General features: G+C 68.4%; 16 protein-coding genes. 13 read left to right on the forward strand and 3 right to left on the reverse strand.

Annotation, left to right across the window (positions count from 1 at the left end):
• Positions 1-5: 5 nt before the first annotated feature.
• From lpxK to adk, 4 genes are all read left to right on the forward strand, one after another.
• Complete coding sequence (gene lpxK, locus AC4BAR_RS07265; RefSeq protein ID WP_490627212.1) at positions 6-1,022, forward strand: tetraacyldisaccharide 4'-kinase; 1,017 nt, start codon at positions 6-8, stop codon at positions 1,020-1,022.
• Positions 1,003-1,191 carry a Trm112 family protein gene (locus AC4BAR_RS07270; RefSeq protein ID WP_490627135.1) on the forward strand — a complete coding sequence of 63 codons (189 nt, stop codon included), beginning with the start codon at positions 1,003-1,005 and terminating at the stop codon, positions 1,189-1,191. The genes lpxK and AC4BAR_RS07270 overlap by 20 nt, the downstream gene beginning before the upstream one ends.
• Positions 1,192-1,193: 2 nt before the next feature.
• The gene (kdsB, locus tag AC4BAR_RS07275; RefSeq protein WP_490627136.1) at positions 1,194-1,955 is read left to right on the forward strand and encodes a 3-deoxy-manno-octulosonate cytidylyltransferase; all 762 of its coding nucleotides are present in this window, start codon (positions 1,194-1,196) and stop codon (positions 1,953-1,955) included.
• Between the two features lie 143 nt (positions 1,956-2,098).
• The gene (gene adk / locus AC4BAR_RS07280; RefSeq protein ID WP_490627137.1) at positions 2,099-2,755 is read left to right on the forward strand and encodes an adenylate kinase; all 657 of its coding nucleotides are present in this window, start codon (positions 2,099-2,101) and stop codon (positions 2,753-2,755) included.
• Positions 2,756-2,818: 63 nt separating this feature from the next.
• Here the strand turns inward: adk and AC4BAR_RS07285 are convergent, their stop codons facing one another.
• Positions 2,819-3,757: an asparaginase gene (locus AC4BAR_RS07285; RefSeq protein ID WP_490627138.1), complete on the reverse strand. Its 939-nt coding sequence runs from the start codon at positions 3,755-3,757 to the stop codon at positions 2,819-2,821.
• Positions 3,758-3,871: 114 nt separating this feature from the next.
• Between AC4BAR_RS07285 and lexA the strand changes: the two genes are divergently transcribed.
• From lexA to AC4BAR_RS07300, 3 genes are all read left to right on the forward strand, one after another.
• Positions 3,872-4,549, forward strand: a complete 678-nt coding sequence (gene lexA / locus AC4BAR_RS07290) for a transcriptional repressor LexA (RefSeq protein ID WP_490627213.1) — start codon at positions 3,872-3,874, stop codon at positions 4,547-4,549.
• A 118-nt stretch (positions 4,550-4,667) separates the two neighbouring features.
• Positions 4,668-4,961, forward strand: a complete 294-nt coding sequence (locus AC4BAR_RS07295) for a hypothetical protein (protein ID WP_490627139.1) — start codon at positions 4,668-4,670, stop codon at positions 4,959-4,961.
• A gap of 68 nt (positions 4,962-5,029) precedes the next feature.
• The gene (locus tag AC4BAR_RS07300; RefSeq protein ID WP_490627140.1) at positions 5,030-6,037 is read left to right on the forward strand and encodes a D-2-hydroxyacid dehydrogenase family protein; all 1,008 of its coding nucleotides are present in this window, start codon (positions 5,030-5,032) and stop codon (positions 6,035-6,037) included.
• A 16-nt stretch (positions 6,038-6,053) separates the two neighbouring features.
• Here AC4BAR_RS07300 and AC4BAR_RS07305 read toward each other — a convergent pair whose 3' ends face one another.
• On the reverse strand, positions 6,054-7,847 hold the full coding sequence (locus tag AC4BAR_RS07305; protein WP_490627141.1) for a type IV pilus assembly protein FimV: 1,794 nt from the start codon (positions 7,845-7,847) through the stop codon (positions 6,054-6,056).
• A 57-nt stretch (positions 7,848-7,904) separates the two neighbouring features.
• Between AC4BAR_RS07305 and AC4BAR_RS07310 the strand changes: the two genes are divergently transcribed.
• The 6 genes from AC4BAR_RS07310 to AC4BAR_RS07335 all read left to right on the forward strand — a co-directional run bounded on the left by AC4BAR_RS07310 (position 7,905) and on the right by AC4BAR_RS07335 (position 14,265).
• The gene (locus AC4BAR_RS07310; RefSeq protein ID WP_490627142.1) at positions 7,905-9,425 is read left to right on the forward strand and encodes a 3-hydroxyacyl-CoA dehydrogenase; all 1,521 of its coding nucleotides are present in this window, start codon (positions 7,905-7,907) and stop codon (positions 9,423-9,425) included.
• Between the two features lie 4 nt (positions 9,426-9,429).
• Entirely contained in the window at positions 9,430-10,209 is a 780-nt protein-coding gene (locus AC4BAR_RS07315; RefSeq protein ID WP_490627143.1) for an oxepin-CoA hydrolase, alternative type, read from the forward strand.
• Between the two features lie 122 nt (positions 10,210-10,331).
• Positions 10,332-11,051, forward strand: a complete 720-nt coding sequence (locus AC4BAR_RS07320; protein ID WP_490627144.1) for a Crp/Fnr family transcriptional regulator — start codon at positions 10,332-10,334, stop codon at positions 11,049-11,051.
• A gap of 3 nt (positions 11,052-11,054) precedes the next feature.
• A complete protein-coding gene (locus tag AC4BAR_RS07325; protein WP_490627145.1) occupies positions 11,055-12,140 on the forward strand; it encodes a phosphotransferase in 1,086 nt (361 codons plus the stop codon).
• 45 nt (positions 12,141-12,185) lie between these two features.
• A complete protein-coding gene (locus tag AC4BAR_RS07330) occupies positions 12,186-13,445 on the forward strand; it encodes an acyl-CoA dehydrogenase family protein (RefSeq protein ID WP_490627146.1) in 1,260 nt (419 codons plus the stop codon).
• Positions 13,446-13,560: 115 nt separating this feature from the next.
• Positions 13,561-14,265: a glutathione binding-like protein gene (locus tag AC4BAR_RS07335; RefSeq protein WP_490627147.1), complete on the forward strand. Its 705-nt coding sequence runs from the start codon at positions 13,561-13,563 to the stop codon at positions 14,263-14,265.
• Here AC4BAR_RS07335 and AC4BAR_RS07340 read toward each other — a convergent pair.
• The gene (locus tag AC4BAR_RS07340) at positions 14,262-15,755 is read right to left on the reverse strand and encodes a diguanylate cyclase domain-containing protein (protein ID WP_490627148.1); all 1,494 of its coding nucleotides are present in this window, start codon (positions 15,753-15,755) and stop codon (positions 14,262-14,264) included. The two genes, AC4BAR_RS07335 and AC4BAR_RS07340, sit on opposite strands and share 4 nt — an antisense overlap.
• Between the last annotated feature and the right edge of the window lie 162 nt (positions 15,756-15,917).

Raw genomic sequence — 15,917 nt, forward strand, 5'->3', positions numbered from 1 at the left:
CCGTCCTGGCCGTGCGCACCGACACCCTTTTGCAGCAAGCCTGGCAGCGCCGCGGCCCGCTGGCATGGGCGCTGTGGCCGCTGTCCTGGCTGTTCGGTGCGCTGGCCGCGCTGCGGCGTGCCCTGTACCGGTGGGGCTGGTGGCAGGCCGAGCGCCTGCCGGTGCCGGTGCTGGTGGTGGGCAATGTGGTGGCCGGCGGCAGCGGCAAAACCCCGGTGGTGCTGGCGCTGGTGAGCCATTTGCAGCAGCGCGGCCTGCAGGTGGCCGTGGTTTCGCGCGGCCATGGCCGGACCGACACCATCTGCCGCGAGGTGCAGCCCGACAGCCTGGCCAGCGAGGTCGGTGACGAGCCGCTGCTGCTGCACCGGCGCACCGGCGCCCCGGTTTTTGTGGCGGCGCGCCGCGTGGAAGCGGCCCGCGCCGCCCTGCAGCGCCACCCGGCGACCCAGATCCTGGTGTGCGACGACGGCCTACAGCACCTGGCCTTGGGACGCGACATCGAGGTCTGCGTGTTCGGCGATGGCGGGCTGGGCAACGGCTGGCTGCTGCCCGCCGGCCCGCTGCGTGAACCCTGGCCCCGGCCAGCCGACCTGGTGGTGCTGGGCGCCACACCGGTGCCGCACAGCACCGGGGCCTGGCCGGTCCAGCGCCAGCTGGCCTTGGCGGCAGTGGACGCGCAAGGCCGGCGCACGCCGCTGGCCGCGCTGCGTGGCCAGCCGCTGCACGCGCTGGCCGGCATTGGCCAGCCCGAACGTTTTTTTGCGATGCTGCGCGCCCAAGGCCTGCGCCTGGCCCACGCCGAAGCCCTGCCCGACCACTGCGATTTTGCCCAATGGCCCGGCCTGGCGGCCACCGGCACGCCGCTGCTGTGCACCGAAAAAGACGCGGTCAAGCTGTGGCGCCACCGGCCCGACGCGCTGGCCGTGCCGCTGGAACTGGCGCTGCCCGACGGCTTTTGGGCCCGCCTCAATGGCCTGGTGGACGCAAAGTTATCATCGCCGCATGGACACAAGACTGCTTGAATTGCTGGTTTGCCCGGTCACCAAAGGGCCGCTGGACTACGACCGTGAACGCCAGGAACTGGTGTCGCGTTCGGCCCGCCTGGCCTACCCGGTGCGCGACGGCATCCCGGTGCTGCTGGAGAACGAGGCGCGCACGTTGACCGACGAAGAGATCGACGCACCGCGCTGAGCATGGCCTTCACCGTATTGATCCCGGCGCGGCTTGCCTCGACCCGGCTGCCCAACAAGCCGCTGGCCGACATCGCCGGCAAACCCATGGTGGTGCGGGTGGCCGAACGTGCGGCCCTGTCCACCGCCCGGCGGGTGGTGGTAGCGGCCGACCATGCCGACATCGTGGCCGCCTGCGCTGAACATGGCGTGACGGCTCTGCTGACCCGCACCGACCACCCCTCCGGCAGCGACCGCTTGGCCGAGGCCTGCGACCTGCTGGGTCTGGACGACGCCGATGTGGTGGTCAATGTGCAGGGCGACGAGCCGCTGATCGACCCCGCCCTGGTGGACGCGGTGGCGGCCTTGCTGGCCGCCCAACCCGACGCCGCCATGGCCACCGCCGCCCACCCGCTGGCCTCGGTGACCGAGTTCACCAACCCCAACGTGGTCAAGGTGGTGCTGGACGCCCGCCAGCAGGCGCTGTATTTCAGCCGCGCCCCCATGCCCTGGTGGCGCGACGGCTTTGCCGACGGCGTGGCCCGCCTGCCCGAGCCGGCGCCGCTGCGCCACATCGGCCTGTATGCCTACCGGGTGGGTTTTTTGCGCTTGTTCCCCCGCCTGCTGCAGGCGCCGCTGGAGGTGATTGAGGCGCTGGAACAGCTGCGTGCCCTGTGGCATGGCCACCGCATCGCGGTGCATGTGTGCGGCCAGGCGCCCGGCCCCGGCGTCGACACACCGGAAGACCTGGCCCGGGTGCGTGCCCTGTTCACCCCCAAGGACTGAGCGGGCTGGCCCGGCTGTCAGGCGGCCAGGGCGGTGCCCATGCTATTCTCGACCCCAAAATACACGGGGGAGATGGGGCTCTGGGGTTCGCCGGACCGGCTCGCCCGTGCGACGAATTTCAAACACCAGACGAGGATTTCCCCATGAGACTGATTCTGTTGGGCGCACCCGGTGCAGGCAAGGGCACCCAGGCCACCTTCATCTGCCAGAAGTACGGCATTCCCCAGATCTCCACCGGCGACATGCTGCGCGCCGCCGTCAAGGCCGGCACGCCGCTGGGCATCGAAGCCAAGAAGGTCATGGACTCAGGTGGTCTGGTCAGCGACGACCTGATCATCAACCTGGTGAAAGAGCGCATCGCCCAGTCCGACTGTGCCAAGGGCTTTTTGTTTGACGGCTTCCCCCGCACCATCCCGCAGGCCGACGCGATGAAGGCCGCTGGCGTCAAGCTCGACTACGTGCTGGAAATCGACGTGCCCTTCGACGCCATCGTCGAGCGCATGAGCGGCCGCCGCTCCCACCCGGCCTCGGGCCGCACCTACCATGTCAGCTTCAACCCGCCCAAGGTGGCCGGTGTGGACGACGTGACCGGCGAACCGCTGATCCAGCGCGACGACGACAAGGAAGAAACCGTCAAGAAGCGCCTGGAGGTCTACAGCGCCCAGACCCGTCCGCTGGTCGACTACTACTCCAGCTGGGCCCAGGCCGATGCCGCCGGCGCCCCCAAGTACCGCGCCATTTCCGGCACCGGCAGCGTGGACGAGATCAAGGCCCGCGCCTTCGCCGCACTGGCCAACTGAGCGGGCATCACGCCCCTCTGAAAGCGGGCTGCGGGCCCGCTTTTTTGTGGCTGCTCGCGGGCCTCAACCGGCCATCAGCGCCAGCATCAAGGCCACCCGGGCCTGGGCCGGGGGCAAGGCCACCGCGGGTGGCCAGGCGCCGGCCTCGGCCACCACCTGACCCAGCGGGCAACGGGTGGTGCGCCACACAATCACCCCGGCCGTCTCGGCCTGCTGCAGGGCCGCCACCCAGGCCTGGTGCAGCGTGCCGTTGCCGGTGCCGGCCACCACCAGCCCCTTCACCCCAGCCGCCACCAGCGCCGACACACCCTCGGTCCGCGCACCGGCGCCACTCATCAGCACCTCGACCCAGGGCCAGGCCCCCTGGCCGGCCACCGGCGCGACCACCGGCCAGACGGCGCGGCCCGCCAAGGGCCAAGGCCGCCTCTGCACCAGCCGCCCACCCACCACCTGGGCCAGCGGTCCGGCCTCGCCAGCACCAAAGGCGTCCAGCCGGGTCGGGTGCAGCTTGCGCACCTCGGACCCCGCAAACACCGCCCCGGCACACACCACCAGCACCCCCTGGGCGCCGGGGGTGCAGGCCACGGTGAGAGCGTCACGCAGGTTCTGCGGGCCATCGGCTTCCGGGTGGCTGGCCGGCCGCATCGCGCAAACCAGCACCACCGGTTTGGTGGGCTGCAAGGCCTGCTGCAGGAAGTAAGCGGTTTCCTCCACCGTGTCGGTGCCATGGGTCACCACCACCGCCTGCGTGTCGGGCTGGGCCAGTCCGGCCGTGATGCGCTCGGCCAGCAGGGTCCACACACTGAAGTCCAGGTCCTTGCTGTCGATCTGCGCCAGCTGCTCGCTGACCACATGCACACCCGCCGCCGCCACGCCGGCCTCGCTCAGCAGCTGCGCCACGCCGCGCACGCCGGCACGGTAAGTGGCACCTTCGCCAGCGGCGACGGCCTCGCCGGCAATGGTGCCGCCGGTGCCCAAGACCAGCACGGTGGAAGAGTTCACTTGCAAACTTTCAAAAACTGGTCAAAAATACAGTTACTGGATATCCAAACAGCCGATCCGCTAATCCAACGCGGGCCGGCCGACCCAGGCGACCAAGGAGCCACCATGTCCGACATGCAGCATTTTCCCGTGAAGCTCACCGCAAGGCAGCAACAAATTCTGGATCTGATCCAGAGCGCCATCGCCCGCACCGGTGCGCCGCCCACCCGCGCCGAAATCGCCTCGGAGCTGGGCTTCAAATCGGCCAACGCGGCCGAGGAGCATTTGCAGGCACTGGCCCGCAAGGGTGTCATCGAGCTGGTCAGCGGCACCTCGCGTGGCATCCGCCTGCAAGGCGAGACCTTGCGCGCCATCCACGAGTCGCGCATCAAGCAGTTCTCGCTGCCCCTGCCCAGCCTGGCCCAGCTGGCGCTGCCGCTGGTCGGCCGGGTCGCGGCCGGCTCGCCCATCCTGGCCCAGGAGCATGTGGACCAGACCTACCATGTCGAGTCCAGCCTGTTCCAGCGCAAGCCCGACTACCTGCTGAAGGTGCGCGGCATGTCCATGCGCGACGTGGGCATCATGGACGGCGATTTGCTGGCCGTGCAAATCACCAAGGAAGCCAAGAACGGGCAGATCGTGGTGGCCCGGCTGGGCGACGACGTCACCGTCAAGCGGCTGCGCCGCAACAAAAACACCATCGAGCTGCTGCCCGAGAACCCCGAGTTCAAAACCATCGTGGTCGAACCGGGTGAGCCCTTCGAGATCGAGGGCCTGGCCGTGGGCCTGATCCGCAACACCATGCTGATGTGAGCCGGCCTCGCCAAACACCGCCTGGCACTGAAATCACCCGTCCATTGAACCGATGGGGCGCTTCACCCGGCGCGCTTGGCGCCGAAAGCCCTTGTACCTCCCTGCTGAAAGCACCGTCATGCACTCGCTTCACCTTGCCGACTGGTCGCCAGTCACACCACTCCGCAGCCTGATGGCCTGGTTGTCCGGGCCGGTGGCCGCACCGGCCGCCCCCACTCGCAGCACCGGCATGGCCGCCCCGGTCTGTGTGGCCAAGCCCCGGTTGGTCGAACGTCGCAGCCGACCGCTGCGTGTGTTGCGGGTGCTGGACGGCCCTCAGGAGCGTTCGGCCGCCGGCCGCATGGTGATTTCCGGCCGTTTTGCCGACGTCTGCGCCGAACTGGACCGGCTGGCCGCCCAGGAAACCCGCTGAAGACCGGCTGACCGCGGCCGACGCCCGATGGGCCCGGACGGGCCCTGCCGTGCAGGCACAATGTTGGGATGAACATTGTGATTTTGGACGACTACCAGGATGTGGTGCGCAAGCTCAACTGCGCCAGCAAACTGGATGCGTTTCCGGCCAAGGTGTACACCAACACCGTCAAGGGCCTGGGCCAGCTGTCGGTGCGTCTGAAGGACGCGGAAGTCATCGTGCTGATCCGCGAACGCACCGCCATCAGCCGCCAACTGGTTGAAAAACTCCCCAAACTCAAGCTGATCGCGCAAACCGGCCGGGCCGGCAGCCACATCGACATTGCCGCCTGTACCGAGCGCGGCATTGCCGTGTCCGAGGGCCCGGGCTCGCCGGTGGCGCCGGCCGAGCTGACCTGGGCGCTGGTGATGGCCGCGATGCGCCGCCTGCCCCAGTACATCGGCAACCTGAAACACGGCGCCTGGCAGCAGGCCGGCCTGAAAGCGGCCTCGATGCCGGCCAACTTCGGCATGGGCGCCACCCTCAAAGGCCGCACGCTGGGCGTCTGGGGCTATGGCCACATCGGCCAGCTGGTGGCTGGTTATGGCCGGGCCTTTGGCATGCGGGTGCTGGTGTGGGGCCGCCAGGCCTCGCTGGAGAAAGCCGTGGCCGACGGCCATGAGGCGGCCACTAGCCGGGCGGCTTTTTTTGCCGAATCGGATGTCTTGTCGCTGCACCTGCGGCTGGCCGACGCCACCCGTGGCATCGTCAAGGCTGAAGACCTGGCGCTGATGAAACCCACGGCGCTGCTGGTCAACACCTCGCGCGCCGAGCTGATCGAGCCCGACGCCCTGCTGGCCGCGCTGAACCGCGGCAAACCCGGCATGGCGGCGGTGGACGTGTTCGAGAGCGAGCCCATCCTGCAAGGCCATGCCCTGCTGCGGCTGGAAAACTGCATCTGCACGCCCCACATCGGCTATGTGGAGCAGGACAACTACGAGATGTACTTTGCCGCGGCCTTCGACAACGTGGTGAACTTCATCAAGGGCACGCCCACCAACATCGTCAACCCTGGGGCCTTGCAGGTCCGGCGCTGAAGGCCGTCGGCCCGCCTCAGCGCGGGGTGCCCGACCCCGTGCCCTTGGGCAGGTCGAAATCCAGCCCCGGATCGTCGTGCACCGGTGGTTTGGTCAGCGTGGACAGGTCAATGTCCACCTTGGGCACCGGCTCGTGCGGCAACTCGGTCAGCGGCTGCAACACCGTGCTGGGCTGGTCGCGGTCCTCCCAGGAGCGGGCGCCACTGCGCCGGGCAGGCACGGCCACCGCCGGCATGGCCAGGGCCTCGTGGCCCACCGCACACAGCAGCAACAGCTCGCGGTAGGCGTTCAGCGTCAGCACCTCGTCGCTGTCGCCTGGCGGCTGGCACAACAAGGTCTCGATCACCGCCATCCCGCCTTCGCTGGGCCACAGGGCGGTGATGCGCGCCAGCGCGTCCGGGCTGGCCTCCAGCCCCACCCCGGCCTCGCCCTCGTCGGCAAACGGCGGCACATGGGCATTGAAGGTCAGGTGGAAAGAGCGCTTGAGCCGGTCGAACTCGGTCATCTGCCCCAGGCCCTGGTACAGGTGGAACAGCTCGAGGTAGGCCCAGGGGCTGGTGAAGGGTTTGCCGTCGATGTGGCGTTGCAGCACCGCGGTGGCCTGGGTCTTCTGGCCCAGCGACTCGAAGAAGCTGGCCTGTTGCTGCAAATCCAGCAAGGCCTCGACCTGGCCGGGTTGCGGCCCGGCAAAGCCGGACGACAGGTCACGCTCGGCGGCGCTCGGCGCGGCCACGGTCAGCGTGGCCGGCAGCACCACCGGCGGTGGCGGGTCGGGCGCGGCAACCGCCTCCGGTGCGGCGGGGGCCTCCCCGGCCTCGGCCTCGTCGCCACCGTCCCACCACAGCGGCGGCTCGGCACTGGGCTGGCGGGCCCTGCGCCAGGCCAGCCAGCCCAACGCCGCCAAGGCCAGGGTCGCGATGGCCGCCAGCGCATACACCAGCGGGTTGGCGTAGCGCTCGCCCTGGGCCTGAGACAGCTCACGGGTCAGGCCGGCGATGGTGGTGGCGCTTTGGGCCCGCTCTTTCCTCAGGGCGCCGATCTCGGCCTCCAGCGCCACGATGCGTTCGGTGTTCTGCACCGACTGCTGCAACTCCTGGTTCAGGGCCCGCCACAAGGCCGCCGCCGCGCCACGCTGGGGGTTGTCCGACAAGGGCACGGACTGCAGATCGGCTGAATTCTTCAGCGCCGGGTTGCGCTCGATCGCCAGCTCGGCCGCCGATGCCAGCTGCAAACGGGCACGGTCGCTGCGCGGGCTGGCAGCGCGTGGGCCAGGTGCTGCACGCGGGCCCGCCGCCACCGGGGCGGTCCGGCGGGTCGCTCGCGCGGGCCTGGGCGCCGGCGCCCCCGCGGACGGACTCAAACGCAGCGGCACCACGCCGGCGGCACGGGCCTGGGCCTCGGCGGCCGCCACCGCCCCACGCGACGCACTGGGCACATCGGCCAGCAGCACATAGCGCCGCGTGATGCGCGGCGCACAGCCGGCGCTCACCGTGACGCTGACCACGGGTTCATTCACCGACCGGTTGGCGCGGATGCGCAGCACCCCGTCCAGCTGGCCGCGGTTGACCGCCACTGTGGCCTTGACCAGCGACGCGGACACGGGCTCGTCGGCATAGGCCACCTCCACCGCCACGCATTGGCCGTTGACGCTGTCGTTGCTGTCAAACTGCACCGGCACCGCCAGGTCCAGGGGCTGGCCGAGCAAGGCCTGGCCCTGCAGGGCACCCAGCGACAAGGCCAGGCTGCCCGCGTGCACGGCCAGCAGCACCAGGCCGGTGGGCAGGACGCGAGACAGGCGAGATCGGGTCATCGTGGCGAAGATTGTGGCATGGCCAACGGCGGGCAATGGCTACGGGATAATCCGGCCATGAAGCTTGTTTTTTCTACCATTGGAGTGGTGGGCACCGGGGCCATGGGCCGTGGCATTGCCCAGTTGGCGGCCCAGGCCGGCAGCACCGTCAAACTGCATGACAGCAACCCCGAGGCCACGCCGGCCGCGGTCAAGGCCCTGGGCGAGCAGTGGGACAAGATGGCCGAAAAAGGCCGCCTGAAGCCGGCCCAGGTGGCGGTGCTGCAAAAGCGGTTGCTGGTGGCCGAGCAACTCGACCAGCTGGCCGACTGCGACCTGGTGGTGGAAGCCGTCGTCGAGCGGCTGGACATCAAGCGCGGGCTGTTCTCGCAACTGGAGGCCATCGTCAGCGCTGACGCGGTGCTGGCCACCAACACCTCGTCGCTGTCGGTCACCGAGATTGGCGCCGCACTGAAAAAACCCGAGCGCTTTGCCGGCCTGCATTTCTTCAACCCGGTGCCGCTGATGCGGCTGGCCGAGGTGATCGGCGGCCTGCGCACGGCGCCTGCGGTGTGCGACCGGCTGGACGCCTATGTGCTGAACCTGGGCCACACGCCGGTGCGGGCCAAGGACACGCCGGGCTTCATCGTCAACCACGCCGGCCGCGGCTTCGGCACCGAGGCGCTGCGCATTGTGGGCGAAGGCGTGGCCGATTTCGCCACCGTCGACCGCATCCTGAAAGACCAGGCAGGTTTTCGCCTCGGCCCCTTCGAGCTGATGGACCTGACCGCGCTCGACGTGTCGCACCCGGTGATGGAATCGATCTACCACCAGTACTACCAGGAGCCGCGCTACCGGCCCAGCCCCATCACCGCGCAGCGGCTGGTCGGCGGCCTGGTGGGCAAGAAGGTGGGCGAAGGCTTCTACAAATATGTCGACGGCGTGGCCCAGCAGCCGGCCGAGCCGCCGGTGCCCGAGGTGGTGGATTTGCCGCCGGTCTGGGTGCCGCCGCAGGCCACCCGCCGCGCCGAACTGCTGAAACTGGTGCACACCCTGGGCGCCCAGTTGGAGAGCGGCGAGGCGCCGTCGGACAAGGCCTTGATCGTGGTGGCGCCGCTGGGCTTTGACGTGACCACCATCGCCGCCGTGGGCCGCTTCGATGCCACCCGCACCGTGGGCATCGACATGCTGGTGGAAGACAGCGCCACCAAGCGCCGTGTCATTGCCACCAACCCGGCCACCAGCCAGGCCATGCGCAACGCCGCCCACGCGCTGTTTGCCCGCGACGGCAAGGCGGTGAGTGTGATCCGCGACAGCGGCGGTTTTGTCACCCAGCGGGTGCTGGCCACCATCATCAACATCGCCAGCGACATCTGCCAGCAAGGCATCTGCACCCCGCAGGACCTGGACACCGCGGTCACGCTGGGCCTGGGCTACCCCATGGGCCCGCTGGCCATGGGCAACCGTTACGGCTCGGCCAGCATCCTGGAAATCCTGTTCAACATGCACACCGTGTACGCCGATCCGCGCTACCGCCCCAGCCCCTGGTTGCGCCGCCGCGGCGCGCTGGGCCTGGGCCTGCAGCACGAGGAGCGCTGACCCCATGTCGGCCGAACTCAAAAGCGCCAGCGTCGGTCAGACCATGGTGCTGACCCTCAGCAACCCCGAGCACCGCAATGCGCTGGGGCCCGAGATGTACGCGGCCGGCATCGAGGCCCTGGGTGTGGCCGAGTCCAACCCCGAGGTGCGCAGCGTGGTGCTGGTGGGCGAAGGCGCCACTTTCTGCGCCGGCGGCAACCTGCAACGGCTGCAGGCCAACCGCCAGCAGCCACCCGAGGTGCAGGAGCAAAGCATCGAGGCCTTGCACAGCTGGATTGAGACCCTGCACGCCTTCCCCAAACCGGTGGTGGCGGCGGTGGAAGGCGCGGCGGCCGGGGCCGGCTTCTCGCTGGCGCTGGCCTGCGACTTCATCGTGGCCGCCAGCAACGCAGTGTTTGTGATGGCCTATGCCAACGTGGGCTTGTCGCCCGACGGCGGCGCCACTTGGCGGCTGGCCCAGGCCCTGCCGCGCCAGCTGGTCAACGAGCTGCTGCTGTGTGGCGAGCGCATCGATGCGCCCCGGCTGCACGCGCTGGGTGTGGTGAACCGGGTGGTCGAGCCCGGCACCGCGCTGGACCAGGCCCTGGCGCTGGCCGAGCGGCTGAACCAGCGCGCGCCCAATGTGATGGCCAGCATCAAGGACCTGCTGAACGACGCGCCCCAGCATTCGCTGAACCGGCAACTGGCGCTGGAGCGCGACCAGTTTGTGACCAACCTGCACCATGGCAACGCCGGCATCGGCATCGCCGCCTTCCTCGGCAAGCACAAACCCGACTACCGCTGAGCCCCTCGGCGGCCTGCTGGCGGGCACAGCACCGCACCAGACACTCAGGTGACAACCCTGTGGCGGTGCGCCGGTCCCTGACGTGACAATGGCTTGACACACAGTCACTCGCACGACAGCCCATGGACGACCCCATTCTTACCATCGAAGAACGCGCGGCAATCAACGCCGGGCGCTGGTTTTCTTCCTTGTCCCCCTCGCTTCGCCACGACATCCTCCGATGCGCCTACGTGCAACGCTTCAAAGACGGCGAGCTGATCGCCGCCCGCGGCGACCCGCCCACCGACTGGTGTGCCTGCGCCCGTGGCGCGGTGCGTGTGAGTTCGACCTCGATCTCGGGCAAGCAGATCACGCTGACCTACATCGAGCCCGGCATCTGGTTTGGCGATGTGGCCATCTTCGACGGCGACCGACGCACCCACGACGCCTATGCCCATGGCGACACCGTGCTGCTGTGTGTGGCGCGCGGCGATTTCCAGAAGGTGCTGTCCACCCATGTGGAGCTGTACGAGGCGCTGATGCGGCTGCAGGCGCGGCGCATCCGCCAGCTGTTCGGTCTGGTGGAAGACCTCAACACCCTGCCCTTGCGGGCCCGGCTCGCCAAGCAGCTGCTGCATCTGAGCCGCAGCTACGGTGTGCCCTGCCTGACCGATTCGGACGAGGTGCGCATCAGCCTGCAGCTGGCGCAGGAGGAACTGGCCCAGCTGCTGGGCGCCTCGCGCCAGCGCGTCAACCAGGAGCTGAAGTCCATGGAGCGGGAAGACACCATCCGCATCGAACCCGGCGGCCTGGTGGTGCGCAGCCGCACCGCGCTGATGCGCATCGCCGAAGCCAACCTCTGAGCCATGAGCAACTTTGACCATTTTGTCGGCACCCGCGCGTTGGCCGACGGCAGCGCGCTGGACGTCGCGGCACTGAGCACCTACCTGGCCATCCACCTGGACGGCTTTGCCGGCCCGTTGACCGTGGAGCAGTTCAAGGGCGGCCAGTCCAACCCGACCTACAAACTGGTCACGCCCGGCCAGTCCTATGTGATGCGGGCCAAACCCGGGCCGGTGGCCAAGCTGCTGCCCTCGGCCCATGCCATCGAGCGCGAGTTCAAGGTCATGCGCGGCCTGCACGGCACCACAGTGCCGGTGGCCCGGATGTTCTGTTTGTGCGAGGACGAGGCCGTCATCGGTCGGGCCTTCTATGTGATGGAGTTCGTTGAAGGCCGGGTGCTGTGGGACCAGTCGCTGCCCGGCATGACACCGGCCGAACGCGGCGCGATTTACAACGAGATGAACCGGGTCCAGGCCGCCTTGCACACAGTGGACTTTGCCGCCTGTGGCCTGGCCGACTATGGCAAGCCTGGCAATTACTTCGAGCGCCAGATCGGCCGCTGGAGCAAGCAGTACCAGGCCTCCATCACCCAGCCCATCCCCGAGATGGACGCGCTGATGGCCTGGCTGCCAGCCCACATCCCGGCCGACGCCCGCGACCCGGCCAAGGTGGCCATCGTGCACGGCGACTACCGGCTCGACAACCTGATCTTCCACCCCACCGAACCCCGGGTGCTGGCGGTGCTGGACTGGGAACTGTCCACGCTGGGCCACCCGCTGGCCGACTTCAGCTACCACTGCATGGCCTGGCACATACCACCGGGTTCGTTCCGCGGCATCGGCGGGCTGGACCTCGCCAGCCTGGGCATCCCCTCGGAAGCGGCCTACATCCGGCTCTACTGCGAGCGCACTGGCCTGGCCACACCCGAGTCGCTGCGGGCCGACTGGAACTTCTACATGGCCTACAACCTGTTCCGCATGGCGGCCATCCTGCAAGGCATAGCCAAGCGGGTCGAGGCCGGCACCGCCGCCAGCGCCCAGGCGGTGAGTGCGGCCACCGGCGCCCGCCCGCTGGCCGAGATGGCCTGGCGTTTTGCCCAGCAGGCCTGACCGACGGCCGTCCCTCTTTTCGATTATTCCGGCACAAGGACCCCTATGCATTTCGACTACACGCCCAAGGTTCAGGAACTGCGCGCCCGGCTGCTGCAGTTCATGGACGCGCACATCTACCCCAACGAGGGCCGTTTCCTGCGCGAGATCGCCGACAACCGGGCCAAGGGTAACGCCTGGATTCCCACCACACTGATCGAGGAGCTCAAGCCCAAGGCCCGCGACGCCGGCCTGTGGAATCTGTTTCTGCCGCACTCGCCGCGCGCCCCCGAAGGCCTGTCGAATCTGGAGTACGCACCGCTGTGCGAAATCATGGGCCGGGTGCCCTGGGCGCCGGAGGTTTTCAACTGCTCGGCACCCGACACCGGCAACATGGAGACCATTGCCCGCTACGGCACCGAGGCCCACAAGGACGAGTGGCTGGAGCCGCTGCTGAAGGGCAAGATCCGTTCGGCCTTTCTGATGACCGAGCCCGAGGTGGCCTCCAGCGACGCCACCAACATCCAGTGCAGCATCGTCCGCGACGGTGACGACTACGTCATCAATGGCCGCAAATGGTGGTCGTCCGGTGCCGGCGACCCGCGCTGCGCCATCTACATCCTGATGGGCAAAACCAACCCCGACGCCGGCCGCCACGAGCAGCAGTCCATGGTGCTGGTGCCGGCCAACGCGCCGGGTGTGACCGTGCTGCGCCCGCTGTCGGTGTTCGGCTACGACGACGCGCCCCACGGCCACATGGAGGTGCTGCTGGAGAACGTGCGGGTGCCGGCCAGCAGCATCCTGCTGGGCGAAGGCCGCGGCTTCGAGATCGCCCAGGGCCGGCTGGGGCCGGGCCGCATCCACCACTGCATGCGTTCCATCGGCGCGGCCGAGCGGGCGCTGGAGCTGATGTGCAAACGACTCAACACCCGGGTGGCCTTTGGCCGCGAGGTGGCCCGCCAAAGCGTGTGGCAGGAGCGCGTGGCCGAGGCCCGCTGCATGATCGAGCAGGCCCGGCTGCTGACACTGAAGGCTGCCTACATGATGGACACGGTGGGCAACAAGGTGGCCAAGGCCGAGATCGCGATGATCAAGGTGGTGGCGCCCAACATGGCCTGCCAGATCATCGACTGGGCCATCCAGGCCCATGGCGCGGCCGGGGTGTCGGAAGACTTCCCGCTCGCCTATTCCTACGCCCACCAGCGCACGCTGCGCCTGGCCGACGGGCCGGACGAGGTGCACCGCAACTCGCTGGCCAAGCTGGAACTGGCCAAGCACCTGACCCTGCCGGGCGAGGTGGCGATGCCGGTGACGCGCGGCGGCTGACCCTCCCCCACCTCACAGACACCACGGGGCGCTTGCGCCCCGTGGTCACCGTCAGCAGGAAAAAGCGAATTCTTTTACAGTGGCCGCTCCCCGCACAGAACCCCAGGAGCGCGCAATGATCAAGGTGTATTCGTGGCCCACGCCCAACGGCCACAAGGTCCATATCATGCTGGAGGAATGTGGGCTGCGGCTGGGCCGCGACTGGGAAGCCATTCCCATCAACATCGGTCAGGGCGACCAGTTCACGCCCGAGTTTCTGGCCATCAGCCCCAACAACAAGATTCCGGCGCTGGTCGACCCGGATGGCCCGGATGGCAAGCCGATCTCGCTGTTCGAATCGGGCGCCATTCTGCTCTACCTCGCCAGCAAGACCGGCAAGCTGCTGCCCAAGAGCGACCGCGCCAAGTTCGAGGTGTTGCAGTGGCTGATGTTCCAGATGGGCGGCGTCGGCCCCATGCTGGGCCAGACCCACCATTTCCGCATCTACGCACCGGAGAAGATTGACTACGCGGTGAACCGTTACACCAACGAGGCCAAGCGGCTATATGGCGTGATGGACAAACGCCTGGCCGACCGCCCCTTCATCGCCGGGCGCCAGTACACGCTGGCCGACGTGGCCATCTTCCCCTGGCTGCGCAGCTGGCAGAACCAGGGCATAGACTGGGCCGATTACCCCCACCTGAAGCGCTGGTTCGACCAGGTGGGCACCCGCCCGGCGGTGCAGCGCGGCGTGCAGGTGCTGACGGCACTGCGCCAGCCGCTCACCGACGACAAGGCCCGCGACCTGCTGTTCGGCCAGTCGCAGTACAAAAAACGCTAGTGGGCCGCAGCCACCATGGCTGACAGGCCCAGGTCGTCCGCGGCCTCTTGCACGCGGTTTTTGCCATTGCCCTTGGCCACGTACATCGCCGCGTCGGCCTGCTGCACCAGGGCTTCGGCGTCCGCATGCCCGCTGGCCGCGCAGCTGATGCCCACGCTGCAGCCAATGCCCTGGTGCAGCTGACCAATGCCGTCGATCACCTGGTTGGCGATGCGGGTCGCGATGGCGTGGATCTGCTCTCTGGCGGCCGTGACCGCGATCACGAACTCGTCGCCCCCATGCCGCCCCACCACGTCGCCAGCGCGTATGGTGCGACGCAGCACATCGGCGGTCTGGGTCAGCACCAGGTCGCCCACCAGGTGGCCCTTGGTGTCGTTGACCTTTTTGAAGCCATCGAGGTCGATGAACAGCAAGGCCAGGGCCTGGCCAGTCTGGCGCTGTTGGGCCTGCAACTGACGCAGGTGGTCCATGAACAAGGCCCGCCCCGGCAAACGCGTCAGGCTGTCCAACTGGGCCTGGCTGACCGCGGTGGTCAACTGGGCATTGGAGGCCAGCAGCGCGCGTGCATCGGCCGCCACCCTTTTGTACACCCGGCTGATCTCGTGCACACAGAACACCACCATCACCACGGCCGAAATCAGTGCAATCATCCGGCCCACATACCAGCCTCCCGACAGGCGCGAGCCGCCCACCATGGTGATGGTGTCGTCCAGCAGGAGCGCCACCAGGGCCACGCCCAGCCACAGGTTCAGCTCGGTGCGGAAGCGGTCGGCACGCCACAAGGCCACCAGCGTCACGGCAATGCCCAACTGGATGGCCGGCGCCACCCCCGAGCTGGTGATGCGGCTGTAATCGCCGTTCTGGTCCATCACCGGCAGCAAATCGTGCAAGGTGGTGACAGCGAACACGCTGGCCCCCAGCAAGGCCAGTATCACTGCTGTAAAACGCCAGGCCATCTGGGCCAGTTCGCCCTCGGCCACGGTATCGCCGCCACGCCGGGCCATGACGGTGTAGGCGAAGACGCCCACGACTGGCCCGATGTGCCACAGACTCCACAGCCAGGTGGCTGTTTGTGCGCCGCCCAGCACCCGCCCCTCGGCGAGAAACTGACCAGGAAACGCCAGAAACTGCGCGGCCACAATGCCCGCCGTGTAAAAGAAGCCGCCGCTGAGGTAGAGCAAGGCGCGTGACCGAGTGGCTTGGTAGTGGCCAAACATCAGGTAGCCAGTCATCGCGTAGGCAAGGATCAGCGCGGTCTGGTAGGCCGGCAGAAAGGCCCGGATTGGCCCCCAGTTGCTGCGGGCGTCCGGGATCAAGGCCACGGTGACCAGCGCAATCACCACGCAGGTCACCAGGGCCACGCGGCGCTGCTGCGGGCTGGCCATCCGGGTGGCCGAGGAGTCCCCCACCACCGCAGGGTTGGCTGCCGCCGGGTCGGCCACCGACACAAAGGCGGAGCTGCCGACAGCAGCGCCAGGGGAGGTGTTCATGGCAGGCCCTAAAAGTGGTTTTTGTCCCCGTTGTATCGGCTTCTTTTGCCGCGGGGTTGAGGCGCATCACGCCCGCGCCATGCAATCGGTATCATGCACCGTGCGTTATGTCCGGAAAGTGTGTTTTCCAGTGCCTGGACGCTGGGGGATCGGCCCGCCACG

This window comes from Rhodoferax sp. SPJ4, assembly GCF_058216275.1.